The organism is Desulfovibrio sp. ZJ200, from assembly GCF_011039095.1.
Classification (GTDB): domain Bacteria; phylum Desulfobacterota; class Desulfovibrionia; order Desulfovibrionales; family Desulfovibrionaceae; genus Desulfovibrio.
This window is the reverse complement of sequence record NZ_JAAKEH010000014.1, coordinates 1-23,067: the sequence shown is the minus strand read 5'-3', so window position 1 is coordinate 23,067 and position 23,067 is coordinate 1. Positions and strand designations below refer to the sequence as shown.

At 50.8% G+C, this 23,067-nt stretch carries 22 protein-coding genes and 1 pseudogene; 3 read left to right on the top strand and 20 right to left on the bottom strand.

Going from position 1 to position 23,067, the window contains the following annotated elements:
* The first annotated feature begins 14 nt into the window (after positions 1-14).
* Together G7Y52_RS05880 and G7Y52_RS05875 are read left to right on the top strand one after the other, a co-directional pair.
* Complete coding sequence (locus G7Y52_RS05880; RefSeq protein ID WP_206215206.1) at positions 15-326, top strand: hypothetical protein; 312 nt, start codon at positions 15-17, stop codon at positions 324-326.
* Between the two features lie 58 nt (positions 327-384).
* Positions 385-663: an IS1 family transposase gene (locus G7Y52_RS05875; RefSeq protein WP_165067674.1), complete on the top strand. Its 279-nt coding sequence runs from the start codon at positions 385-387 to the stop codon at positions 661-663.
* A 214-nt stretch (positions 664-877) separates the two neighbouring features.
* On the opposite strand, the gene traI is transcribed toward G7Y52_RS05875, so the two are convergent.
* Both traI and G7Y52_RS05865 read right to left on the bottom strand, forming a co-directional pair.
* Positions 878-2,506, bottom strand: a complete 1,629-nt coding sequence (gene traI, locus G7Y52_RS05870) for a TraI/MobA(P) family conjugative relaxase (RefSeq protein ID WP_165067652.1) — start codon at positions 2,504-2,506, stop codon at positions 878-880.
* Positions 2,503-2,826 carry a hypothetical protein gene (locus G7Y52_RS05865; protein ID WP_165067627.1) on the bottom strand — a complete coding sequence of 108 codons (324 nt, stop codon included), beginning with the start codon at positions 2,824-2,826 and terminating at the stop codon, positions 2,503-2,505. The genes traI and G7Y52_RS05865 overlap by 4 nt, the downstream gene beginning before the upstream one ends.
* Before the next feature lie 527 nt (positions 2,827-3,353).
* Between G7Y52_RS05865 and G7Y52_RS05860 the strand changes: the two genes are divergently transcribed.
* Positions 3,354-3,623: a hypothetical protein gene (locus G7Y52_RS05860; protein ID WP_165067622.1), complete on the top strand. Its 270-nt coding sequence runs from the start codon at positions 3,354-3,356 to the stop codon at positions 3,621-3,623.
* Positions 3,624-3,712: 89 nt separating this feature from the next.
* On the opposite strand, the gene G7Y52_RS05855 is transcribed toward G7Y52_RS05860, so the two are convergent.
* The 18 genes and pseudogenes from G7Y52_RS05855 to G7Y52_RS14900 all read right to left on the bottom strand — a co-directional run.
* The gene (locus G7Y52_RS05855) at positions 3,713-4,927 is read right to left on the bottom strand and encodes an integrase arm-type DNA-binding domain-containing protein (protein ID WP_165067615.1); all 1,215 of its coding nucleotides are present in this window, start codon (positions 4,925-4,927) and stop codon (positions 3,713-3,715) included.
* Between the two features lie 233 nt (positions 4,928-5,160).
* A complete protein-coding gene (gene mobV, locus G7Y52_RS05850) occupies positions 5,161-6,009 on the bottom strand; it encodes a MobV family relaxase (protein WP_165067610.1) in 849 nt (282 codons plus the stop codon).
* A 170-nt stretch (positions 6,010-6,179) separates the two neighbouring features.
* Complete coding sequence (locus tag G7Y52_RS05845) at positions 6,180-8,843, bottom strand: DUF927 domain-containing protein (RefSeq protein ID WP_165067604.1); 2,664 nt, start codon at positions 8,841-8,843, stop codon at positions 6,180-6,182.
* Positions 8,844-8,876: 33 nt separating this feature from the next.
* Positions 8,877-9,095, bottom strand: a complete 219-nt coding sequence (locus G7Y52_RS05840; RefSeq protein WP_165067600.1) for an AlpA family phage regulatory protein — start codon at positions 9,093-9,095, stop codon at positions 8,877-8,879.
* Positions 9,096-9,217: 122 nt separating this feature from the next.
* The gene (locus G7Y52_RS05835; protein ID WP_241159609.1) at positions 9,218-10,294 is read right to left on the bottom strand and encodes a hypothetical protein; all 1,077 of its coding nucleotides are present in this window, start codon (positions 10,292-10,294) and stop codon (positions 9,218-9,220) included.
* 57 nt (positions 10,295-10,351) lie between these two features.
* On the bottom strand, positions 10,352-10,726 hold the full coding sequence (locus tag G7Y52_RS05830) for a type II toxin-antitoxin system death-on-curing family toxin (protein WP_165067597.1): 375 nt from the start codon (positions 10,724-10,726) through the stop codon (positions 10,352-10,354).
* Positions 10,723-10,968, bottom strand: coding sequence for a hypothetical protein (locus G7Y52_RS05825; RefSeq protein WP_165067594.1), 246 nt, complete (start codon positions 10,966-10,968; stop codon positions 10,723-10,725). Before G7Y52_RS05825 ends, G7Y52_RS05830 begins: the two co-directional genes overlap by 4 nt.
* A gap of 207 nt (positions 10,969-11,175) precedes the next feature.
* Entirely contained in the window at positions 11,176-11,364 is a 189-nt protein-coding gene (locus tag G7Y52_RS05820) for a hypothetical protein (protein WP_165067591.1), read from the bottom strand.
* A gap of 611 nt (positions 11,365-11,975) precedes the next feature.
* Positions 11,976-12,668, bottom strand: coding sequence for a retron system putative HNH endonuclease (locus tag G7Y52_RS05815; protein WP_165067588.1), 693 nt, complete (start codon positions 12,666-12,668; stop codon positions 11,976-11,978).
* Positions 12,665-13,912, bottom strand: coding sequence for an AAA family ATPase (locus G7Y52_RS05810; protein WP_165067585.1), 1,248 nt, complete (start codon positions 13,910-13,912; stop codon positions 12,665-12,667). Before G7Y52_RS05810 ends, G7Y52_RS05815 begins: the two co-directional genes overlap by 4 nt.
* Before the next feature lie 158 nt (positions 13,913-14,070).
* Positions 14,071-16,749 carry a DEAD/DEAH box helicase family protein gene (locus G7Y52_RS05805; RefSeq protein WP_165067582.1) on the bottom strand — a complete coding sequence of 893 codons (2,679 nt, stop codon included), beginning with the start codon at positions 16,747-16,749 and terminating at the stop codon, positions 14,071-14,073.
* Positions 16,749-18,947 (bottom strand): site-specific DNA-methyltransferase, encoded by a 2,199-nt coding sequence (locus G7Y52_RS05800; RefSeq protein WP_165067579.1) that lies wholly within the window; start codon positions 18,945-18,947, stop codon positions 16,749-16,751. The genes G7Y52_RS05805 and G7Y52_RS05800 overlap by 1 nt, the downstream gene beginning before the upstream one ends.
* Positions 18,948-19,114: 167 nt before the next feature.
* Positions 19,115-19,720, bottom strand: a complete 606-nt coding sequence (locus G7Y52_RS05795) for a recombinase family protein (protein WP_165067576.1) — start codon at positions 19,718-19,720, stop codon at positions 19,115-19,117.
* Between the two features lie 34 nt (positions 19,721-19,754).
* On the bottom strand, positions 19,755-20,162 hold the full coding sequence (locus G7Y52_RS05790; protein WP_241159607.1) for a protein MobC: 408 nt from the start codon (positions 20,160-20,162) through the stop codon (positions 19,755-19,757).
* Positions 20,163-20,306: 144 nt separating this feature from the next.
* On the bottom strand, positions 20,307-21,509 hold the full coding sequence (mobV, locus tag G7Y52_RS05785) for a MobV family relaxase (protein ID WP_165067572.1): 1,203 nt from the start codon (positions 21,507-21,509) through the stop codon (positions 20,307-20,309).
* An 85-nt stretch (positions 21,510-21,594) separates the two neighbouring features.
* Complete coding sequence (locus G7Y52_RS05780) at positions 21,595-22,344, bottom strand: hypothetical protein (RefSeq protein ID WP_165067569.1); 750 nt, start codon at positions 22,342-22,344, stop codon at positions 21,595-21,597.
* Positions 22,337-22,546: an AlpA family phage regulatory protein gene (locus G7Y52_RS05775; protein ID WP_165067566.1), complete on the bottom strand. Its 210-nt coding sequence runs from the start codon at positions 22,544-22,546 to the stop codon at positions 22,337-22,339. Before G7Y52_RS05775 ends, G7Y52_RS05780 begins: the two co-directional genes overlap by 8 nt.
* Positions 22,547-22,813: 267 nt before the next feature.
* A pseudogene (locus G7Y52_RS14900) lies at positions 22,814-23,067 on the bottom strand (integrase); the annotation flags it as partial.

Sequence of the window (23,067 nt, the reverse complement as noted above, 5' to 3'; positions counted from 1 at the left end):
ACCTTCACGGCCGATTGGATAGATTTGCCGCACTGGATCTCCTGCGCTGGAGCGCACAGGGAAAACTTGCGGAACCTCTTCATATAGACAGGCGGAAAGAACTGCTCAAACCATTTTCCCCAATATTTGAAGCGCATAAGATAAAAACTTCACAGAAAGGCGACAGCCTATTTCTAACAGTAAATGGTCTGGAGAAAGAACTGTTAATTTATCCTGCCATGTGGAAACAACCTCTGGAATGTAATACCATCAGCATAAGTGACGCGGTTACGAAATATGCTCGTCCAATGGCACTCAAAGCAATATTAGATGCATTTGGAATATAAAGTGAGAGTATTAACAATATGATGTAAATATGTTATATCCCTCCAAAAGGAGGAGCGCATGGAAGCAAAGCCCGACTGCCCCCAGTGCCATGCCAGCACGGTATATCGAAGCGGAAAGATTCTGGGAAAACAACGGGATCGCTGCAAGAATTGTGGATTTCAATTTACTCGCACCACTCCACTTGGCCGCCCGGCAAGTGAAAAAGCCCTTGCCGTCACGCTTTATACCATGGGTCTGTCCCTGTCTGCCATTGCCCGAATTTTTCATGTTTCACCCCCCGCTGTTTTACGGAGAGTATTAACCAACGAATGTTTTGTGGGCAGGAAACCCGCATAAAAGCTGACCTGTTGGGGCTGTGAACATCAGCTGATTAATACTCTCATACGTTTTACCGGTACCAGATCGCTAGGTGATGCCGATGGGGTCAATACCCGGCTCCTGTTCCGGCTTGCGCCGCACCGAACGCAGGCATTTCAGAGAAAAGAAGCAGCCGTGCGGTTTGCCTCTCATCCCGTATGCCGGGAACCCTCAAAAATATAGCTTCACATGATCACCGCAAACGAAATGCAACGTGGCGTTTCTGTTCTTTCGTGCCTTGTTCCCGTGCGAGTTCAGCCGCCTCCCTGTCGAAATTCCGAATCTCCGCCTCCGTAGGCTGTACATTGGCAATATCAATATCTCCCGCCGTCCCGAAGGCGTACCCGACCACCCTGCGCCCGTACTCTATCCGTTCGTCACGGCTCTGTCTGTGGGGGCGGACGGGGCTGTGTCTGAATAATTCGTTGGCTACCTCCTGCGGCGTATATCCCGCACAGCGTAGGTACAGGGCAATGGCCGCGTCCAAGCGTGAGGCATCCATCGTTTCCGGGAAACGCTTTTTGACCATTTCCCGGTAGGCGGCATAGGGCGAGGGCAGCGTGCCGACCCTGGGAAATTCACGCTTCCTGACCTCCACGCCGGGAACGATCCGCTTGCGAAAACGCCACAGATTGCCGAGGTGCGGACTGCGCTTGCCGAGCCAGTGCTTGAAGCGCGGGAGCCGCTCCGTTTGCCCTGATTGAGACTGTCTGCCCCGCAACGCCGCTTTCTCCTCCCGTTCCTGTTCTTTCAGAAAATGCCGGGCAATATTCAGTACGGAAAGCCCGTGCCGGGCAAGACGGGCTGTGGCTGCCTCCCGGCGCTCCCGCTGCCGCTGTTCCAGTTCTTCCCGTTCTTCTTCCTGCCTCTTTTCAACGAGGAGTCTTTCCTCGGCCAGCCTTTGCCGCTCTTTCTGGTACTCCAGCCACTCCTCCCGGCATACATGACTGACCGGCTCCGGGGCGGGCTTTTTGAATGTCCGCCTGGAGTAGTAGCCTGGCTCGAACGCTCCGAGCCGCTTACACAGTTTGGACAGACTGAAATTTCTGTCCACGCTGGACGCCTTGACCGCCATATCCCCCACAAAAATCACCGCGCCGGAGCCTTTGCGGGCGAAACGCAGCCCCACGGCATCCAGGCCGGCGTGCAGCTCTTCCCAGCATGAGGCGTTCTGAATGACGGCATGTCCGCGCTCTTGGGCGATGCGTTGCGCGGACTTTTCGCCCGTGGCGCTTTCAAAGTCCTCGGCCTTGGACTTGGGTTTTACCTGCTCCCGGCGCTGGAGATTCCTGACCACATGCCCCTGTTCGTTGACGCGATAGCGGGCATTTATCTGCGGTGCCCAGCCCTGTTTATGTTCGATTTCGGCAATAATTTTGTGCGCTGCCTCAATGTCAAAACCCCGGTGCGGCTGAATTACCTTTTCAGTATATGGATGCGTTCGGTTGACAACGATATGCAGGTGATAATTACCCGTGTTCTTGTGCAGGGCGTAAATTGTCTGGTGTTCGGCAAGCCCCATTCCCCGGAGAAAAAGACTGACCGCCTCGTCCACCTGTTCACGGGTGGGCTGTTCGTTTTCCTGCCATGACAGAATCCAGTGCGTGACCGGCATTTTGCTCTGGATGGATTCCTCGGCCAGAGAAATCATTTCCCTTTTCTGCGCGGCAACAGTCGTTGTCAAAAAGTTTTTGCTTCCGGCAAAGGCGAGTTTGTCCCTTCCTTCTTCATCATGAGAAGCAAGAATGTAGTCCACCAGACCGCAGATCATGGCGGCCTTGGACTTTTTGAAGCTGGTACGTTTGAGCTTCTTGATGATCATCGCGTTTCGCTCAGGGCTTCGATGGCTCCCCGGATTGCCCGCAGCGCGGCGTCCAGTTCCGCGAGGGTGGCCGTGCTTTGTGTTCGCTGCACCACGTCGAAATGATGCTTGAGCAGACCTCCAAGTCGCCGCAGCTCCCGGATGGTCTGGTCGTCCGTTCTGGCAATGATGGGCCTGCCGCCGAAGAACAGCCGCCGCATGTACTCGGAAACAGAGATTCCGGCGGTCGCGGCCTGTCGGGTCATTCTTGCGTCTTCTTCAGCGGTGAGCCTGAGCGTCCGCCGTTTCTGAAATCTGATTGTCGCCTTCCGCTTTTCCATCTGCCTTTCCCGCCTTTTTGAGAGCGTGAGAAGCGAAGCGCCGAACGCTCTGCCGGAGTCCAGAGGCGAAGCCTTTGGCAGGATGTGAGCTGTTGTCAGACAGCTACCATCCTGTAAAGAAGAACCTTTTTCGGGCTTGGGAATGCCCTTTCTTGCCTCGGCTGGCGCGTTGGCCGCTTCACGCCTTTGCTTTTGACGCAAGCATAGATGAAAAATGAGCTTGGAGGCCAGAGAAAAAAATGAAAAAGACTGTATTGCTTTTCCTTGAACAAATGATTCTGAAGGCAATATAAATTTAAACAGAAATGAGTTAAAAAAATTTACTGTCTATACTTATGTACTATAATCCAGATACATCCAGTATTGTACAAATATATCCACAAAGAAAAGTTGCCACTCAAGTTTTCACTGTGGTATGGGGAAAGGTCTCTGAATTTTTGACAAGGAAGGTGACAGCTATGGCAAAAGCTCAACGCTACACAATGGAACAAATAGAGGCAGCCCGGAAAAGGCTCCGCAGCTTGCCTATGAAAACGATTGGCAAAACCCGTGCGGAGGTCGCGGAACTTCTGGGCAAGGACATCAGGAAGGCCGTGCGGCAGGGCTATACCCCGCGCGACATAAGGGACGTGCTCGCGGATGCCGGGCTATCGGTTCCACTGACCAGGCTGGAAGCTCTGTTTGAAAAAGTTCCGGCACTGGGGTTTGCCACGGGCAAGGAAGAGAGGGATCAAGACACAGCCTCGCCCGCTGCCGTTGCCGAAACTGGCGGACATGGAAGCACAGACGGGATATGAGGCAAAAAGAAACGACGCGGTCAGGGTGTATGCCTGGGCCGCGCCGCATTACGGAATCTTTGGAACAGGGCCGGGGGCGTGTCTTGTTTTTATGCTGCCTGGCGCGCTTTTTCGCGTAGTGTGTCCAGATATGTGGCCCACCTGATCATCATCCTTTTGCGCTCCGCAAGATGTTCGGTGCGATTGTAGGCCCGACCATTTGGATCTCGAACCGCGTGGGCAAGCTGGTGCTCAATATATTCATAGCGTTCACCCAAAACTTCATCCAGAAGGGTTCGCGCAGTGGCACGAAATCCGTGAACCGTCATGTCGGAATACGGTATCCCCAATGTGCGGAGCGCATGGCACATTGAACCTGGCCCCATACGCTTTGTCTTGTCATAATAACCGGGAAAGACAAGCTCACAGTCCCCGGAAATGTTCCTTTGTTCATTGAGAATACCAATGACCTGCGGAGCAAGAGGAACAATATGAGGCGTATTCGTTTTGCGGACAGTGTACCGCCACTCGCAGGCATCAAAATTCATGTCCGCCCATCGAGCGTTCATAAGTTCGCTTGATCGCACAAAAACATACGGCATCATTCGCAAGGCGTTGCGTATGGTGCCATATCCTTTGTATTGCTCTATTTTATACAGTATATTACCCAATGATTCAGGATCGATGACGGCTGAAAAATGGCCGTATTTGGGAACCTTCAGTAATTTCCGAATGGATGGAACGGGATTGATTTCGATGAGTTCAAGAGCAACCGCATACTGCATAACATTTGAACAAATCTGGCATGACCGTTTGGAACTGTACAATGTTCCCTTTTCCTCAATTTTTCTGAATACCTCTATCAGGTGCGACGGTTTGATTTTTTTGACTGGCATATCCCCGAAATTGGGAAGAAGATAATTTTTCATGAGCGAATTGTAATACTTCAGGGTCTGCGGAGCTATCTTGGACCCCATGAAATCAATCCACTGCCCGGCAATGGCGGCAAAGGTATTCCTGGCAAGCGATTTGCTTTCAGCCTTCTCAGCGCGGGCAATTTGTCCCGGATCGTTCCCGGATGCCTTTTGCTGCTTCGCCTCGTCGCGTTTCCGCCGTGCCTGCTCCAAAGACACCGCCGGGTACGAACCAAAGGACAGCAGGCCCTCCTTGCCGTTCTCCTGCCGATACTTCAAACGCCAAAGCTTTCCCCCGGCCGGCGTGACCAGCAAAAACAGGCCGCCGCCGTCATAAAGTTTGTAGGGCTTGTCCTGGGGCTTCGCGTTTTTGACCTGGACAGCGGTCAGCGGTTTGATGACTCTGGGCATGGACGCCTCCATAATCAGTATGAAAATTAACAAAAGCATCCCGATTTCATACCCCAAAAAATACCCCTAAAAGTGCCGGACGTCAATGGATTGGGATACTCCTCAATAGTCGCATTATCTCAATAATTATATGAAAATACAAAATTTATTTGTGGAATACTGTCTGGTAAAATCTTATAAACATATCATAGTGGGCTATGGCTCGACCCTGAGCCGAGATTCTCGGCGGATGGTCAGCGCATCCTTGAGCGACGGTGTTGCGGCACGGCTTCCAGCTCTTGCCGGATGTGCCGCTCGCGCTCGGACTGCTGGCGGGCCTCCGCTTCCTGTTGCTCGCGTTCCTGTCGTTCTATGAATTGCAGACGTTCCTGCAAGACTTCCTCCTGCTTCTGTCTTTCAGCCATTTCTCCGATGAGTAGCAAGGCTTCATGCACTACAGCATCAGCCACTACAGCATCAGCCTCGCTCCGCAGACCGTCGAGGGCCTCCTGCTGCTGTTTGAACTCCCGCGTATCCAGATGCTTTTTCGCTGCTCCCGGCTTCTGTTCGACGCCGCGCTGGATGTCGAAGCCACAGCGTTGCAGATGGGCGGGCAAGTCGGCTTGCAGCTTTTTCAGACTGGCGCGGGTATAGATGCTGTTGGCGCTGAGACGCCCGTCCGGCGTCACCGGCACATGAAGGAAGTGCATGTGCGGTGTTTTTTCGTCAGTATGAACCATTGCCGAGATGACGTTTTCCCTGCCCACGAAGTCGGTCAGAAAGGCCGCGCTCTCCTCGAAAAAACGCCTGGTTTCCTCGGCAGTGAGTGTGTCGAAAAATGCCTTGTCGGAGCTGACCACAAGCCCGCACATGTATACGGCGTCCTTGCGCACAGCCTTGACCATGAGCAGATCGTCAATGCGGTTCTGAATGGCCTGCGCGTAGTTATCTGAGGCAGATTCATGAAGATCGTAATTTCCGGCGCTTTGGCTGTAGTCGATGTCGGGGTTGCTGTGACTCTCGCGCTCGCGGCGATTGTGCGACTGGATGCCGCGAATGGCGTCCTTTTTGAATTTGTCCATATGCAAAACGAGATAGGACATAGATCCTTCTCCCTGTGTATTTTTCAGTGGTGACAGCGGTGACAGTGGTGACAACTCAGCAATGGCAAGGCGTTCCGGCTGTCACCACTTAAATATGCAATGGTGACAGTGGTGACAGGCATAATCCCTTGCGGCTGTAGGCTTGTCACCGTTGTCACCACTGTCGCCGCTCAATCAGACAAGGTTTGCGTAGGGGCTTCGTCCGTATCATCCGGCAAGCACACGATATAGACGCGCACACGCCCAAGGCCGGGAAGGCGCTCCTGAGCTTTCAACCGATTTTTGTCTGGAGTGCGCAGCCAGCCCGCCTCACGCAAAACACGCACGGCTCTTGTCTCGGAGTACCCTTTGACAACCTCGGCCCGAAAACTTTCCGGCAGAATCAGATACTCGGTTATGCTGTTGCGTGTGCGCCGAAAGCCCACGCGGTTGACGCAGGTGGCTGTTTGCGTATTCAAGTCCTGAAAACGGCTTGCCCCGTGCTGCTCAATAAACAGACGCACAGCCGCGAGAATGGCCGTATCCTCGGAAGCGCCGATGCCGCCGCGAGCGGTCAGCCAGTCCTGGAAACAGCGTTCGGCGCAACCAAGAGCGTCAAAGTCAGGGGGCAGGATCTTCATCTGCACAGCCAGACCTCCGGCCAGCCCGCAGAGCGCGAAGCGTTGGGCCACGCGCCGCACCTGCCCGTCCGCTCCGGCGGGCGCAAGGCGATTAACCGTGTTGGCAAGGGCCGATTGCAGCTCGGACAAAACCGTGCTCATGGTGTCGGATTCGGTCAATTTGTGCAGAAAGGCGCGGCCCGCGTGACCGTAATGGATGGCGGTCACTTCCTTCAGACGGTTGACCACGGCTCCGGCATCGGGAAGGCCGTGCAGTTCGGTGATCATGGTCGTATCCACGGGCAATCCCACAAAACGCACCTCCTGCCCGCCTCTGGATTTCAGGCCGTTCTCGGCCAGCTTGTCGGCAAGGCCGAGTTCGCCGCTGGACAGAAAGAGCAGACGCCAGGCGTGCGACTTGCGAAGATTGCCCTCGCGGCTGGAACGACCCTTGCCCTGACCGTTGGCCAGCATGTAGGCGCACTCGGCCAGAACCTTGCCGTTGACCTGTCCGACTTCATCCAGAATCAGCACATTGTCGTTGTGCAGAACGGCGATATTCTCAAGGCCGTTGTCTGTGGCGCGCCAGCTTCGGACATGCTCCGGGCCGCCCCAGACGGACGCGGCAATCTGAAGGGCCGTTGTCTTGCCCGATGACGAACCGCCCTCAAAGCTGAAGCCGCCGCCTTCCAGACCGGCCAGGCGCAGCAACGGCCCGGCAAAGGCCGCGCACAGGGCAAAGCTGAGACGGGAGTTGCCGACGGCGAGCGTTGCGATTTCCCGCCAGCCGTCCAGAGTTCCGGCGGTGCGGTACAGATCGCCGTGGTGCGCGGATTGCAGCACTACGGTTTCGCCGGATCGTTCGCCGTACACGGCATCCGGCAGGATGTAGGCGGCGTTGTCCCAGTCGGTGCTGTCCCAACCGGTGCGCGGCACACAGCGGATACGCCGGACGGGCCGAACGGCGGACAGAAAGTCCACAAGCTTTTTCCTGGTCAGCGGATTGCCCAGCCAGCCGCCGGAAGCCAGTGCGCTGTACCAGTCGGCGCTCTGACGAAAGAGCAGCTCAATGGGCATGGGCCAGGTGTGCTTTTTGCCATCGGGATCAGCCCATGCGAGCATCAGGCCCCATTCGTTGCCCTCCCTGTCGCGGGTCATGCCTTGCACATGGAGCGGGGGGCCGATACGGATTTCGTTCACCTCGCCGTCAGGCTTCGTCTCCAGCTTGTACAGTCCGGCGCGTTTGCCTTCCGGCACCAGAAAGAAGCCCTCGGGCATGGGGCAATCAACATCCTGTTTTCGTGCCGCTTCCACAACCGCGCGCACAGCTTCAAGGGAGCGGAGCCGGTGCAGATCGTTGAAATCCGTGGCTCTGCCTTCATGAGCGGGGCAGACGGCCAGCTTGCCGCCCACGGCCCGCGCCGCTCTGGCAGCCGCTTCCCTGCCGGGATTCCACGGAGTGCCGTCGGGTTTGGCGGTTTCGCAGTCGTTATCCGCGCACAGCACAAGCTCCCTGTCCGGGTGGATGCTTCGGGCTGTGCGGGCCACGGTTTCCAGATTCCCGGCGGTGAAAGCCACCAGTACGGCGTATCCGGTAGCCAGATGCAGGCTTGCCGCAGTGGCGTAGCCTTCGGCAATGAGCAACGGGCCGTCCTGGGCATCATCCCTTGTCGGAAGGGAGAAAAAACCGCCAGCCGTTTTGCCGCCCTTGAGAAAGAACTTGTCCGGGTTGCTTGCCGATTTTTCCGGCAGGATAAATTGCAGGCTCTGGATCTGGCCGGATTGATCCAGGATCGGAACAATGAGCCGCCCGTCATCCGTCTGCCGCAAGCCGATGGCCGGGACTTCCTTTCGTTGCAGGTAGGGATGCTCGTCCCCGGCGGGCCTGGCATGATTCCAGATGCTGACGGCCAGCTTTGCGGCGTCTTCCCAGCGGCGATCCCGATTGGCCTCGCTGTTGGCCTTGTCGGCGACAATGCGCGTCCGTAGCGATTTGCGCTGGACGCTGTTTTCCTTTTCCGGCCGGGCTGTCCATGTGCCTTCATCTCCGGTGCGCCAGTTCTTCCACCAGATGGAGGGCGGATCGTCCAGAAATGCCTTGTACACGCCGTCCCTGCGCTGGGGCTTGCCCGCAGTGCCGCAACGGTGCAGGAGGCCGTCGGCCAAAACGGTCTCGACCTCCAGTCCCGCCGCGCGCAGACACTCGGCAAAGCTGTGCAGAATGTCGGCGCTCATGCCTCGCCTCCGGAATTGGCGGGAAGGTATGAGCTACCTGACATTGTCTTCACCGTTGCTCAGGCGTTCGATAAGTTCTTTGATGTCCTCAACCCGCCAGGCTGTGGTGCGGGGACCAAGTTTCACGGGCTTGGGGTAGCGACCGGTACGGCAGCCTTCCCACCATGCGCTTTCACAGATGGGGATGCAGGCCAGAATCTGGGGCAGACGGACAAAGCCGAATTCGGGGAATGATGGTTTGCGTCGAGCCATGAAAAAAAACTCCTGAAGGTTGTTGGTCTTCAGGATGGTCTGGCACACGAAAAAAGATTCCCGTGAGGGAATTTGGCGGGAAAAAGACGGGAAAATGCGGTACTGCGGAGAAAAACTGAAAATCAGGCTTTGACGATCGTGTAGGCGTCCGCTTCTTCGAGGAGGGCGTTCATCAGGTTACGGTACGACTTGGGATCGCTGTATTCCTTTTCCGTGAGCAGGCGGCCCAGTTGCGTCTTTCTGCCCATCTGGGTCTTGTGCCCTGCTTCAGGCTTGTCCGAGCCGCACCAGTAAAACAGCACATAGGCGATCACGGCGAGAGGGCAGGTGTCTTTCATGGCGTCGCGGACGGCATGATCCGGCTTGCCTCTCCAGACAGCGGACGGAATCTTGAATGTAAGTCTGCCGTCTTCCGTTTCTTCCACTGTTGGCTGTTCTGTCTGTACTTTGGGACTTCCAAGGGAGGCTGTTTCTGGCGGCATACTCTTGAGAATGGATTCCACAAGCGCGTGGGTAATGCCTTTCACTTCCATGTGCAAGGGATACTTACTGAGAAATCTGATGACTTCATCTCGATTGACAAGAATGGTGTCAACAAAAATATGTGAGATGAAGTGATAGCTTGATACAGGTATGGTGAATATCGGAGTTTCAAACAGGGGAGAGTCTGGCGCGTATTGATCAGAGAAATCTTCTGTCTCAAGCCTTTTCAGGGCATGAAACAGACATTCCCTTTCTTCAGGAAATACGTTGTCAATTTCATCATAGGTTTCTTCCAGAATATACTGGAGACCCAGTTCCAGGGCATGGGCATGGATATTCTCCGAAAGTTTTCTGAAAAAATCCTGCATGTCTTGAGCAAACAAATAGCTATGGAAATGTTTGTCTGACAGACATGGCTGCGGCAAAGCAGGGCTTTCTCTGTTATAGATGGTCTGATTGCTGTCAGCAAAGTCTTTCCAGTACGCTTCATGCGCTCTGCGCCATAATTCCGCAGGAAAAACAGCATGAGGCCACAGCGCCTGAATGACGGTTTCGACTTCGTTCGAGGTCAGCCGATACGCCTGCCGTACCCTACCGAGGGAGATCTTTTGCTGGTCCAACATGGGGGAAAGCGTAGCGCAAACGCCGAGTTCGGACAATAGGAAGGCAGGCGGCGCGGATGTTGTGAGGGCATTGTGCAACAATGCCGACTGCAAAGAAAGACCTCCGGCAGGGGCGTCCCGGAGGCCTTGCGCAAGCAGGTTGTTTTGTTGTCAGCGTTTGCTGACGCAGCAACGCAGATCCCGCACCATGGTTTCAAATCGTCCTTCTTTTTCTTCAAGCCAGTGCAAAATTCTGTCGTACAGCCATTTGGGGGCCGCATTCAGACGGTACCCGTTGATATCCAGAAAGACATGACAGATCGCAAAGGCTACCCGTTTGTTGCCGTCAACAAAAGGATGGTTGATGAGCAGGCTTTCCATGAGCGCGGCGGCTTCTTCGATGATGTCCGCATAATACCCGCTTTGCGGCCGAAACAACGCCGCTTCAATGGCTCCGGGGTCGCGCACGCCATTGGAACCGCCGTATGCCTTGATGGCTTCAGAATGAATAGCCAGAACTTCATGCAGGGTCGGGTAATCCCTCATTTCGCCAGCTCTCTGTACAGGCTGTCGTATTGCTCCATGCTGTTCCTGAACGCATCCATCACATGCCTGCGGGGAGTATTGCCGGTTTTGCGCTCGATATAATCGCGCAGGGCTTCATCCACCAGGGCTTGAATCTGGCGACCTTCACTCGCCGCGATGCTTTTCAGGGTTTGCAGCACAACGGGATCAGCCTGAGTGGCGAATTTGACCTTTGCCGTTTTTTCTCTCTGAGCCTGTTGCATGGCGATCTCCTGTATCCAGATGGTGGCAGGCTTTCATGAAATGTCAAGATATATCTTGATAGCCATCATAAAAAAAGCTGAGGCAAAAAGAGCGTAAACGCCGAGTTCGGACAATTGGAAGGCAGGCGACGTGGATTTTGCGAGGCATAGCATAAGATGTCGATTTGCAAATATCCGTGCCGCCTGCGTGGGAAATTCGCAGAGTTTTCAGCTATACCATGCCCGGATCATGTCCATATCGTCATAAGCGGCCTGTCTCATGCGTTCTCTGGTTTCTTCACTCCAGCCGGTATCCGCGACAGTGATTTGCTCGTCTTCAGGGATTTTGCCGATAGTGACGAAGGTCTCCTGTTCTGGGGACTGGGGCGTCATTGTGGAGTCTGTGTTGGTGGTCATATCTGTCTCCCCGGTGGTTACTGTTGAGTGTTGCCGGAACGCAAGTTATCGAGGTAGTTGACTTATCACATATTTAATTTATTGAAATGTAATAACTTCATTCCAATAACATTAAATAAACCCCCAAAATAAACCCCTATTTTCTGTACATATCATTGGTTCAAAAGTAACGGTAAAATATCTCTTGCCATTTACGTCAGTTTGTTGGATTTCAGCATGAAGTATTGGACGGAGATGGACTTTCAGTCCTCGAAAGATGTAATGTGCGTTTGAATTATTTTGGCTGCTAAAGGAGGAAAGGAAGTTGACTTGCAGATATTCAAGCCTGAGTGACGAAATTTTCATGTCCAGAAGACTTATCTGCTTCTTCCAGCATGTAGTCCGTTCTTACGCAAGCTATGCGCATACTGTAAATACCAGCGCGATGCCTTCATCCTCAAAACAAGAATAATCTGTAATCCTGTACGGATATATACCAGAAGTCAGTTAACCAAGAAACATACTGACAGTTATCAGCATTCTGCGTATATAAACTTTTTGATCCAAAATTTGATATTTTGTAGGTATAAGTGTGATGTGTAGTTTGTATACACAATTATTTTTGTAAAAATTTAGTTTGAATTTATTTTATTCATATTGTCTTTTATATATTTATATATAACAAAATAAAATTCCATAAACAAACCATTGATATCTTTTTGCATAATTTTTTCGATATGATCGCTATCTAGCAAACAAGCATTCATTTCTATCGCTTTTAATAAAATATTAATAGCTTTTTGTCTTTTTAATACAAGACTTGGTGCTTGCAAACCAAGTATTTTGATTGTTTCATTTGCCATCTTTTGTTCATTGTCACTCTTATCTTTATTGGGATAAATATTTCCTAAAATATCAAATGAGAAAAAAGAAAGGCAGTCCTGTTCCAATGGTGAAACTGGCAAGCATTGTGCTCTCTGTGCTATATCACAATGCTCTTCGCCATCTAAAGATGAATCACAAGATGCACAAATATTGCTATAATCTAAAGATAGAGAGATATTAACGCTTTGTGGTTCAATATGTGCAACACGTATATTATGGTTATCACCTTTAGATAATGGAGCTTGTATGATTGCGCCTTGATAGTCAATCTTTCCCAGAGATGAACCACAGAAACAACAAACGTACCCTTGTTCATCGAGCAATGAATTTTGCAAAGCCTTTTTTACGTTACTTGGTAACTGTTTAAAATTTGCATTTGGATGACGCAGCTTCCAATTGACAAATTTTTGTGGCTCTTGCTTCTTATTTATATGGTTCATAAGCGAAACAACCTGTTTTTTAATCTTAATTGATCTATAATTGGAATGTCTCCATATTTTATCTTCAGATCATTTAATATTTTTTCAACCTCTTCATTGTTTTTAGATTTGATTTTATCTTCTATGTTATGAAGTTCATCAGAAAAATCTTTATCATAATTATTTTCTTTAAAATATTGAGATATAATGCTTTCTATACTTCCACCCTTGCCGTACATTACCTGTTTCCTTACGATTTTATTATTAACATCATAATCTAACCATATAATTTCATCCTTATTTAAACCAGCCCATATAAATGGAGAATGGCTTGTCAGAATGAATTGCAGATCTGGGAATGTATCTTTTAGCACTTTACATACTTGTATTTGCCAAGATGGATGTAGGCTACTATCAATTTCATCAATGATAATTGGAAAGCTTTCACCAAATTTATTTTCATCAAGTGCTATTTTTGTTATAAGCCCAATAATACTTGCCTCTCCAGCAGATAATTGATCTTCAATATCCATATAAACTCCATTTTTTATAGAGCATAATGGCTTATGTGGTTTTTCCCTATCGATAGTTAGACCATGAAGATTTTCTGCTATCTTAGGAATCGCATTACGAATTTTTTGTAAAGCTGGATGATTATAAGTAGTATCTTTTAGTTTTTTCTGATTTTCTAAATTTTCTAACTCTTCAAAATTACGTTTAAATTCTTCAAAGTCAAAAATACCCCTCGTGTAAGTGAAGCGAGGTGGTTGTTTAACAGAAAAACCAAACGATCCATCTGGGTTTTGTACTCCAACTAATCCCAGATTTACTAAATTTGGAATGAATGATGCAAACTTAACTTCCATAAAAGTCATTTCAGAATTCACAGAAGTGCCATTTCTGGAAAAAAATTTCTTATTATCGTGGAATTGATTATTTTCATCAAATCCTTTTGAAAAATGTGTTGCTTTTACAACATTGTCATTAGTGAATTTAATGGTAATTTCAGCATCTTTGTTGGGATCATGTAACCTACCGAATGGGAATAAATTTATTTGTTGATCAGTTGGCAACTTATTTAAATGTAAATCATTATTTTGTATAGATAAAGTATTTAATAGCACTAAAAAATCGTGAATTGCATATAAAATGCTGCTTTTGCCAATACCATTGACACCATATATGACGTTTAGGTTGGAATTAAAATCAATTGAGATGTCTTCCAAGGGACGATAATTCTGTATATGGATTGAAGAAAGTTTCATTTCTACTCCTAGAACCATTTTGGGGGATGGTTTCAATAAAGTAATACTTTTGGGAGAAATTTTTTGCTGGAAGTTCCAGGCTCTGTATGCAAATATCTGAAGAGCCACAAGATACCATGCCGCATAAAAACATTACATGGTTGAAATCATCTTTTTGATTAGGTGAATTGAATTGAACAATTTTCAATCAGCTCCCTAAAATTCCTCGCTTCATACTTACCAAACTCTTCCTGCTCCACATACAGACACTCATACTTCACCTCACTCTGCGCCTTGTTTACATCCTCGCACCATTGGCGAAGGCGTTTCATTTTGAGTGGCGTATCCAGGTCGGCGTTGCCCTTGGTCTCCACAATCACAATGCGGTTTTTGGGCAGTTTGACGATGAAGTCAGGGTAGTAGTGGGAAATGTTGCCGTCCCTGTTCACATAGTCCAGCTTGAAATTGACCGCAAGGTAGTTTTTGGCGTAGGCAAGCACATCCTTGCAGCCCTCCAAAAAGCTGGCAAATTCCAATTCAAAGTGGCTGTCGCCGATAATCCGGTTGAAAACGCTCTTTTTGGGGATCAGGGATTCCTGTTGCTTGACCATGAAGGGCCGGGTCTTGCGCAGCTTGATAGAATCGCGGATTTCAGCATCGCCCTTGTCCCTGACAGTCAGGGCGTTGATGGCCTTCCTGAAGCTCTCAATAATAGTTCTTGTCGCCGCCAGTTCGGAAAGGTTGCGCATGGTGTTGGCGCTGTCCAGTTCAAGCGGTTTGGTGAACAGCTCATCGCGCACAAAGCGTTTCACCTTGCCGTAGAGCACGTCATAACCGCTGAACAGGCGCAAGTCCTTCATGATGGTTTGCGTGAACCAGCCAAGAACGCTTCTGTAATCGGCCAATCCGCCGCTGTCCAGAACGGTTGTATGGCTGATTTCATCGGTGGTGATGTCACGAAAGACGATCTCCCTCTGTTCCTCCTCGCTGAACTGTGTGTATTCAACTTTTGCGTGACCGAACTGCGTCACGTCAAGTTCGGAAAGGTTTTTGTATTCCCGGTAGAGACGCGGCGTGAGCAGGGGCAATTCAATATCCAGGGCGTCAATGTTCTTGTTCACATTCTCAGTGTCAATTTCAATGGTCAGAGGAGTTTTCGCGCCTGTGCCGTCGCCCATAGGCTTGCGCTCCAATTCCACGCCCTCGGCCTGGATTTGCTCCACAAACTCCATGAAAGCTTCTGTGCCGATGACGCTGACATATTCCTCAAGGTCGCCCGGATACATCTTGCGCAAGCCGCGCCCCAGGGTTTGCTCCGGCAAGATATTGCTTTTGGCTGTATAGGCGCGGAGGCCGACAATGGTTGTCACATTGCGCACATCCCAGCCTTCCTTGAGCATCAGCACCGAAACAATGGCCTTGTAGGGACTGCCCGCATCGTCAATTTTGTTGGAAAGACCGCGCAGGCGTTCCAGTTCCTCTTTGGCCTTGCCGGAACTGGCTTCGGAGATTTCGCCATTGTTTTTGGTATGAATGACCAGAACGCCGTTTTTCAGATCCGGGCATGTGGATTCCAGATACTCGGCCACGTCGTCGCAGTTGCGCGTGTCGTCCGTCATGACAAAGAGAATGGCTTTTTTGCCAAGCTTTTCATGCTCGGCATACGCCTTGCGCCATTCAATGACCCCGAGGTCAAGGTAGTCCGCATACTTCTCCGTGAATTTTGCCGATTGCCGCTCGGTCAGCTTGTCGCGGCTGGGTTTGTCCGGCAGGACAGGGTGCTTGACCACGTTCTGGGCGATGGCTTCCACAAGCGGATAGTCAGCCACGGTCTGAACAAAGATCGCGCCATTATTGTGCCTGGGCGTTGCCGTCACGTCCAGTTGCAGGCTCAAGCCCCTGTTCTTTTGTAAAAGTTGATTGTGAATATCCTCAATGGACTTGAACCAGGCAAGCGACGCGTCATGAATGTGGTGGGCCTCGTCGTTGATAATCATCAGTTCGTCAATGTCGCGCACAATCAGGCCCAGATCCACCTTTGAATCCGTCGTCGCGCCGACCGGCTTTGGGCCAAGAAAATAGTCGCGGCTGTCCTCGTCATCCGCTGTGGGCAGGCTTTCGTTGCCCGCGTAGACGCGGTGGATGTTGGTCAGAAAGATATTGCCGGTTGGCCTTGTTATCCTGACTTCATCCTGCTTGTGCAGGGTAAGCTGAAAATCATCGCGCCAGCTATGGCCGCCATAGCCATTGTCCGGCAGGATTGGATCGCTGAAGAAAATCCGCAATCCCTGAAAGTCCTTGTAAATGCGGTCAAGAACAATGATGTTGGGTGTGATGACCAAAAAGTTTCTGGACAGTTGCGAATCCGGCTCATAGAGCTTGTGGAAATAGCTCCAGGCCAGAGCCAACGCCATAACCTTGGTCTTGCCGCTGCCGGTGGCCATCTTGATCACATAGCGTCGCCAGCTTTCATCAAACATATTGGCGCTGACCACGCCGGAGGCGTCAAAGCGCATCAGGTCAAGTTTGTCTTTCGCATCCGCAATATCATACAGATAAATGATGGTTTCCAGAGCCTCGCGCTGGGCGAAATAATACTTGAACTCACGCAATGCGCCGTCACCAGCCGGCAAAAGATGCGGCTCTGTGAACCACCAGTTGAGCAGGCTTTTGCTGGTCTCGCTTGCGCCAACATAGCCGGAATCGCGGAATTCTTTCACCTTGCGGCGCAATATCGGAACCAGTGGAGGCATGAGGTTTGCCATTTTGTCACGCAGGGATTCGTCCGCGGGGAACCAGCGCAATTCAGGGTCAAGAATGGCATGGGGAGATTTGGGAAAATCAGGATGCAGGGCCATTACTTTTCCCCTCCCGCAGTGACTTCCACTATGGTCATGGTGTCATTGCCAAAAATATCCACCACCTTCACAGCGATTTTGTGCCGTCCTGGCGGCAGTTCCTGATACGCGCTTGTCAGCTCCAGCTTGCGATTCTGTCTTGTACGGAAGGACTGCCATTCATTTTCAAAGATATAGTCTCCTGTCCATTGTTCCTCAATGTTGCCTGTATCGGGATTATGAACACGGATAATTTCGCGCTTGGATTCAAAATCATAATCCACAGCCCAATAGTCAATCCAGTCTGTCCAGTGCCTGGTGAGCTGTTCGCGGCTGACAATGCCTTTCTTGTCCTTTTTGACTTTTACAATCTGGCCGCGCTCCACAACGATTTTGCTTTTGCCGTCCTTGAGCGTGGCCTCGGCATTGCTTATGGAATCCTGCGAGTAAAAGACAGAAAAATCGGTCAGTTCAACAGCCACCTCATTTTTGTTGTAATGCGGCTTTACCTCAATATAGGCCACATCGTGAAAGACAATCTGGCCGCGATCCACAGCGCGTTTGTCAAACACTTCGGCGGGAATATACTTGGGCGCAATGTCAATACCCTTGCTTCTGGCCTCATCCAGAACATTGGGGAACAGGCCCATTTCAAATTCAAAGCCGAGAATATCCACCTTGCTGATATGCCGCTTGCGGCACTCCAGAATGATCTCTTCCACAAACAGGCGCGTTACCGGCAGATTGACCGGTCCGACGACAACCATGCGGCCCTGTTTTTTGCCGTGGAAGGTCTGAAAACCTTCAGTCTTTTCCGCCTTGTACGCTTTCAGGATCAGTTTCAGAAACGCGGCTTCCTTTTCTTCACGCTGGCGCTGCTTTTCTTCTTCGCGCAGATTTTCGTTGACGCCCACATAGTGCTGGCGCTCATACTTGCCGAGGTTCAAGATTTCAAAGGCGCGGTAGGGCCTGCCTTCCTTCTTGAGCTGGCGCTGTACGCCAAGCAGGCGTTTTCTGGTGGTATGGATGGCGAACTTGCCGAGGTCTGTGGCTATCCACTTGCGCCCCAGCTTTTCGGCAACTGCCGAAAGCGTACCGGAACCACAGAAGAAATCGGCTATGAGGTCGCCCTCGTTGGATGAGGCTTTGATAATGCGCTCAAGCAGAGCTTCAGGTTTTTGGGTGGGGTAAGCTATGCGCTCAGTACTCATAGAATTAATAAAATTTATATCTGTCCATATATCATCAAGTGGTATACCTTCTGCTTCATCTAAATATATTTTTAATCTCATTCCACCTGTATCTGTAAAATAGATTTTATTTTCATTTTTTAATTTTTCTATTGTTTCTAAAGTTGTTGCTGTACCTAAAAAGGCATCCTTAAATCTACGTCCATCAGTATCGATATGACAAAATCTTTTATTTATATACTCGTCACTGTAAGGTAACATCTCAACTAAAAATTTTGTACTATTTGATTTCTTATAAAGAAAAATATCATCATGATTCTTTCCCAAGAAATTTTTACCTTTATATCCAGATGATGTTTGCCTTTTCCATATTATCTGATTTAAAAAATTATTTTGTCCAAATATTTCATCCAAAACTGATTTTATAAAGGAATTCACCCGCCAATCACAATGAACATAAATACTTCCATTATCTGATAGTAAATCCCTCATTAATTGTAATCTTTCATAAATCATGCTAATGAAGCTGTCAGCGCCTTTACCCCAAGTGTCACGGTAGGCTATTTCTTCCAGGATATTGGGATCTTTGGTGAATGTTTCATCGCCAATTTCAATATCCATTGAAAAATCCGCACCGACATCAAAGGGCGGGTCAATATAAATGAGTTTCAGCCCGCCTTGACGCTCGATTTCCTCGCGCATGGGGCCATTTTTGAGGGATGACAGAATCAGCTTGTTGTCGCCCCAGATGAGCTTGTTGGTCCAGCCTTTTTGCTGACGACCGCGTTTATCAATATCAAAAAGAGAAAGAAACTGATGTCCAGAACTTTCTTTGCGCGGTTCATCAATCTGCTCAATGGTCTGAAAAGGCAAAACAAGATTGCAGACTTCGTTGCTCTTGCCGTTCCAGACAAGCTCCACCTCGCGTTTGTCCTCAAACAGAAGAAAACGGTATTTGTCTGGTAAAGGCTTGTCCTCGTCCAGATAGCGGATGATTTCCTGTTTTTCCTGATCCGTAAGTCTTGACATGGCGCACCCCGCAATAACGGGGTGGACAAGCAGTCTACCTGGTGTCCACCCATCAATCTGAAAGTCAAGTAATTTTTTTAAGCTATATATAACACCTGGTCAATCTTTACTGGACAATCAAAAGCGTGGATGTATTCGTTGGACACCAGGTAGACTATCCTACCAGACTATGGACAAACTTTTTTGAATGATTTTACCCTCCTGCGGAAAGTTGTGCGGGACATTTCGGTGCGTCTGGCCGCTTCGGAAACAGTGAGCTGACCCATTTCCCAAAGCCCGTAAACCTCGGCAAAATTCCTGGGCAAAGGTTTTGGCTCATGACCAAAGCGGACTCCGCGCAATTTGGCGGCAGCTATCCCTTCCGCCTGCCGTTTGCGGATGTTCTCGCGTTCGTTCTGGGCCACAAAGGAAAGTACCTGCAAGACAAGGTCGGCGATGAACGTGCCGAGCAGGTTTTTGTCGCGCCGGGTGTCGAGCAGGGGCATGTCCAGGACGAGAATATCTACGCGTTTTTCCCTGGTCAGCACGCGCCACTGCTCCAAAATCTCCTCATAGTTTCTGCCCAGCCGATCAATGCTGGTGATGCAGAGCAGATCGCCGGGCCTGAGCTTTTTGAGCATGGCTTGGTATTGCGGGCGCTGAAAGTCCTTGCCCGACATCTTGTCCATGAAGATGCGGTCGGGCGGTATGGCCTGCTGTTCCAGGGCGATGCGCTGCCGGATTTCATTCTGATCCACGCTGGATACGCGGATGTAGCCGTAGGTCTGTTCCATAGGGTTGTCCTTTTGCATCGGTTCACAGTTGATCTCACCGATGGTTTTGCGGATGATCGGGGGGAAGGTGCGGCCCCCAAAGCGGCCTGGGCCTGTCATTGTTCTGTGTGGGGCTGGGGGGTATGGCTGGGGCCTTCGCCGTGGCTGAGGCGGGCGGGGGCGTGTCTTTTTTCTTGGCTTTCTGGCCTTCCCGCTGCCGTCGGGCCTCGGTCAGATACTTGGTCAGGGTTTGGGCCTTCACCTCAATCCCCTTCTCGCGCAGCTTTTCGACAAGTTCCTGTGTGTCAAAGCCGCGCTTTTTCATCCGCTCCAGCGTCGGGGCGAGAGCGAAGATGACCTGCTTCACGGTCATGGCGCGGTTTCCGTCCAGCATGACAACGGCGGGCTTGAGGTGGGCAAACTCCTGTCGGATTTCCTTCAGTTGGCTGGCTGTGATGCTCATGTTTTTTTCTCCTGTGATTGACGGGGCATGTCCCCGGTGTTGTCTTTTGCCTTTGGCGGTCAAGCGGCACGCTTGCCCACGACTTCCCGCAGGAAAGTATAGTGGGCTATGGCTCGACCCTGAGCCGAGATTCCCGGCGGATGGTCAGCGCATCCTTGAGCGATGGTGTTGCGGCACGGCTTCCGGCTCTTGCCGGATGTGCCGTTCACGCTCGGACTGCTGGCGGGCCTCCGCTTCCTGACGCTCGCTCTGGCGTTGGAGCAGTTCGGCCCGCTTGCGATTCAGGAAGTCAAGATGCAGGGGCCGGATTTCCGGCAAACGCAAAAATTCCAGAAAGCCCGCCATGATCGCGTCCGCTTTTTTCAATTGGGACTCCAGCGATTCTTTTTCCTCATGGCTTTGCTTTCTGTGGGCCGCGTATTCCCCTTCAAGCCGCGTCTGTTTTTGGCGTAACGCTTCCGCTTCCCGTTGCAGGCTTTCCATCCGCGTTTGGGTGATGTGCTTGACGGCAAGCGCCTTGTTCTGTTCGGCGATGAGAGCGGACGCTTTTTGCAGGACAGATTGGTAGTTGAAAACGGTGGCCTTCGGGAGCGAGAACTCCTCCTGAAGAATTTTTTCCGCTTCTTCGGCCTGTTGCTCATGCTCTGCAATGCTCTTTTTCAGCTCTTCTTCACGCTGCTCCAATTCGTCGATAGTTTGCTGGAAACGTTGGGCCATCTCTTCAGATTCTTGAATCAGTCTGTTCAGGGCTTCCTGTTGCTGCTTGAACTCCCGCGTATCCAGATGTTTTTTGGCTGCTCCCGGCTTCTGTTCGACGCCGCGCTGGATGGCGAAGCCACAGCGTTGCAGATAGGCGGGTAAGTCGGCTTGCAGCTTTTTCAGACTGGCGCGGGTATAGATGCTGTTGGCGCTGAGACGCCCGTCCGGTGTCACCGGCACATGAAGGAAGTGCATGTGCGGCGTCTTTTCATCCATGTGCACCATTGCGGAGATGACGTTTTCCCTGCCCACAAAGTCGGTCAGAAAGGCCGCGCTCTTCTCGAAAAAACGCCTGGTTTCCTCGGCAGTGAGTTGGTCAAAAAATGCCTTGTCGGAACTGACGACAAGACCGCACATATGTACGGCGTCCTTGCGCACGGCCTTGACCATAAGCAGATCGTCAATGCGGTTTTGAATGGATTCGGCATAATTGGCGGACGGATTTTTACATAGATCGTAGTTTCCGGCACTCCGGCTGTAATCAATATCAGGGTTGGAATGGCTCTCACGTTCGCGCCGATTATGTGACTGAATGCCGCGAATGGCGTCTTTCTTGAATTTGTCCATATGCAGAACGAGTGTGGACATAATGAAACTTCCTTATCCTGTAAGAAACAGGTGTACCGCTGTACCGGCGCTTAAGCAGCGGTACAGCGGTACACCTCCAACCGGCCTATTTTGAGCAGGCTTCCAATCTCTTTTTCAGTCGCTGAATCGCGCCCTTCGTTTTGCCCATTTCCTCGGCGCAGTCGCGGATGCTGTAGCCTTCGCCAAGCAGCTTTTTCAGCTCCTCCAGTTCCACATCCTCAATTTCCCGAACCTGCCAATGCAGAGCGTTGCCTTCGGTAATCAGATTGGCCTCAAAAGGCTTGGCGTCGTCGCCGAGAATGCCTCTGGCCTTGGTCAGGTGAACCTCAAAACGCGCGCCTTCGGCCATTGCGTATTCCCTGGGTCTGCGGAGGCTGATGACCGTATCCATAATGTCCTCTTTGGCGCTGGTGCCGCGCTGGTCGCCGGATTTTCCGGCGTGATGAATCAGAAGCACCGTGATTCCTCTGCGACGCAGATCCAGAAGCCACGCCTGCATAGCCTGCCAGGACTGCGATTCGTTTTCCTTATGGCGTCTGGCGCATTCCGCTTCGCGCTGTCGCCGGATGGATTGCTGGCGTTCCTGCCATGCTGGCATTTCCGAAATAGAAAGCGTCTGCTTTTCCTCGGCGCAGAACGTGCCTTGGTCGTCGATTTCCCAGTTGCACCACCAGAGGGTGGCCGGTTTATCCAGATGGGCAATGTATGCGCCGTTCAGCTTGCGCGGCTTGCTTTCCGTGGGGCAGCGGTGAAGAGTGTCGTCCGCGAGGATTGCTTCAGGAATAAGGCCATGCTGACCAAGCACATCGTGGAAAGTATGGAGAAGATCAGTCATGGCCTTCTCCTTCCTTTCCGACACGTTCAATAAACGCCTTGATGTCCTCGGCGCGCCAGACGGTTGTGCGCGGGCCAATTTTTACAGGCTTGGGATAACGCCCTGTTGCGCAGCCTTTCCACCACGCGCTCTTGCTGATGGGAAAAAGCTTCAGGATTTGCGGAAGCCGAAGAAAACCAGTGGAAGGAATATCAGTCGCCATAGCGATAACTCCGTATGCGGTTGGTGATTACGGAGTGCTATAGCATATTTAGTCAATAAATCCACATAGTTTGAAGAAGTGCAATACAGTGCGAAGAGCTTTTATACCGTGCGATAGAGTACGCTATGGATGTATGAAAAAGGGAAATTTTTCAGAAAAAAATTTCTTTCTGGCAAGGAAAAAGTAATAATATATTGGAATATAACGATTTTCAATTCATAAACAAAAGGCATGAGGTTTTGCCCATGCCTTTTGAAACGCGGGATGTCAGATTATTGGACGCTCATTGCGTAAACTGTCCAGATACATGGCCCACCGCTCCATCATGCGGTGTCTTTCAGCAAGATGTTGTGTGCGGTTATATGCCCGGCCATTGGGGTCGCGCACCATATGAGCAAGCTGGTGTTCTATCAAATCGTAACGCTCTCCCAACACCTCATCAAGCAGCGTCCGTGCCATTGCCCGGAAACCGTGGGGCGTCATTTCCTCACTGGTTATTCCCATAGCGCGCAAGGCGGCAA

Excerpts from the sequence above, each read along its gene's own strand:
- G7Y52_RS05875 (WP_165067674.1), top strand. The coding sequence starts at position 385 with ATGGAAGCAAAGCCCGACTGCCCCCAGTGCCATGCCAGCACGGTATAT.
- traI (WP_165067652.1), bottom strand. The coding sequence starts at position 2,506 with ATGATCATCAAGAAGCTCAAACGTACCAGCTTCAAAAAGTCCAAGGCC.
- G7Y52_RS05865 (WP_165067627.1), bottom strand. The coding sequence starts at position 2,826 with ATGGAAAAGCGGAAGGCGACAATCAGATTTCAGAAACGGCGGACGCTC.
- G7Y52_RS05860 (WP_165067622.1), top strand. The coding sequence starts at position 3,354 with ATGAAAACGATTGGCAAAACCCGTGCGGAGGTCGCGGAACTTCTGGGC.
- G7Y52_RS05855 (WP_165067615.1), bottom strand. The coding sequence starts at position 4,927 with ATGCCCAGAGTCATCAAACCGCTGACCGCTGTCCAGGTCAAAAACGCG.
- mobV (WP_165067610.1), bottom strand. The coding sequence starts at position 6,009 with ATGTCCTATCTCGTTTTGCATATGGACAAATTCAAAAAGGACGCCATT.
- G7Y52_RS05845 (WP_165067604.1), bottom strand. The coding sequence starts at position 8,843 with ATGAGCGCCGACATTCTGCACAGCTTTGCCGAGTGTCTGCGCGCGGCG.
- G7Y52_RS05840 (WP_165067600.1), bottom strand. The coding sequence starts at position 9,095 with ATGGCTCGACGCAAACCATCATTCCCCGAATTCGGCTTTGTCCGTCTG.
- G7Y52_RS05830 (WP_165067597.1), bottom strand. The coding sequence starts at position 10,726 with ATGAGGGATTACCCGACCCTGCATGAAGTTCTGGCTATTCATTCTGAA.
- G7Y52_RS05825 (WP_165067594.1), bottom strand. The coding sequence starts at position 10,968 with ATGCAACAGGCTCAGAGAGAAAAAACGGCAAAGGTCAAATTCGCCACT.
- G7Y52_RS05820 (WP_165067591.1), bottom strand. The coding sequence starts at position 11,364 with ATGACCACCAACACAGACTCCACAATGACGCCCCAGTCCCCAGAACAG.
- G7Y52_RS05815 (WP_165067588.1), bottom strand. The coding sequence starts at position 12,668 with ATGAACCATATAAATAAGAAGCAAGAGCCACAAAAATTTGTCAATTGG.
- G7Y52_RS05810 (WP_165067585.1), bottom strand. The coding sequence starts at position 13,912 with ATGAAACTTTCTTCAATCCATATACAGAATTATCGTCCCTTGGAAGAC.
- G7Y52_RS05805 (WP_165067582.1), bottom strand. The coding sequence starts at position 16,749 with ATGGCCCTGCATCCTGATTTTCCCAAATCTCCCCATGCCATTCTTGAC.
- G7Y52_RS05800 (WP_165067579.1), bottom strand. The coding sequence starts at position 18,947 with ATGTCAAGACTTACGGATCAGGAAAAACAGGAAATCATCCGCTATCTG.
- G7Y52_RS05795 (WP_165067576.1), bottom strand. The coding sequence starts at position 19,720 with ATGGAACAGACCTACGGCTACATCCGCGTATCCAGCGTGGATCAGAAT.
- G7Y52_RS05790 (WP_241159607.1), bottom strand. The coding sequence starts at position 20,162 with ATGAGCATCACAGCCAGCCAACTGAAGGAAATCCGACAGGAGTTTGCC.
- mobV (WP_165067572.1), bottom strand. The coding sequence starts at position 21,509 with ATGTCCACACTCGTTCTGCATATGGACAAATTCAAGAAAGACGCCATT.
- G7Y52_RS05780 (WP_165067569.1), bottom strand. The coding sequence starts at position 22,344 with ATGACTGATCTTCTCCATACTTTCCACGATGTGCTTGGTCAGCATGGC.
- G7Y52_RS05775 (WP_165067566.1), bottom strand. The coding sequence starts at position 22,546 with ATGGCGACTGATATTCCTTCCACTGGTTTTCTTCGGCTTCCGCAAATC.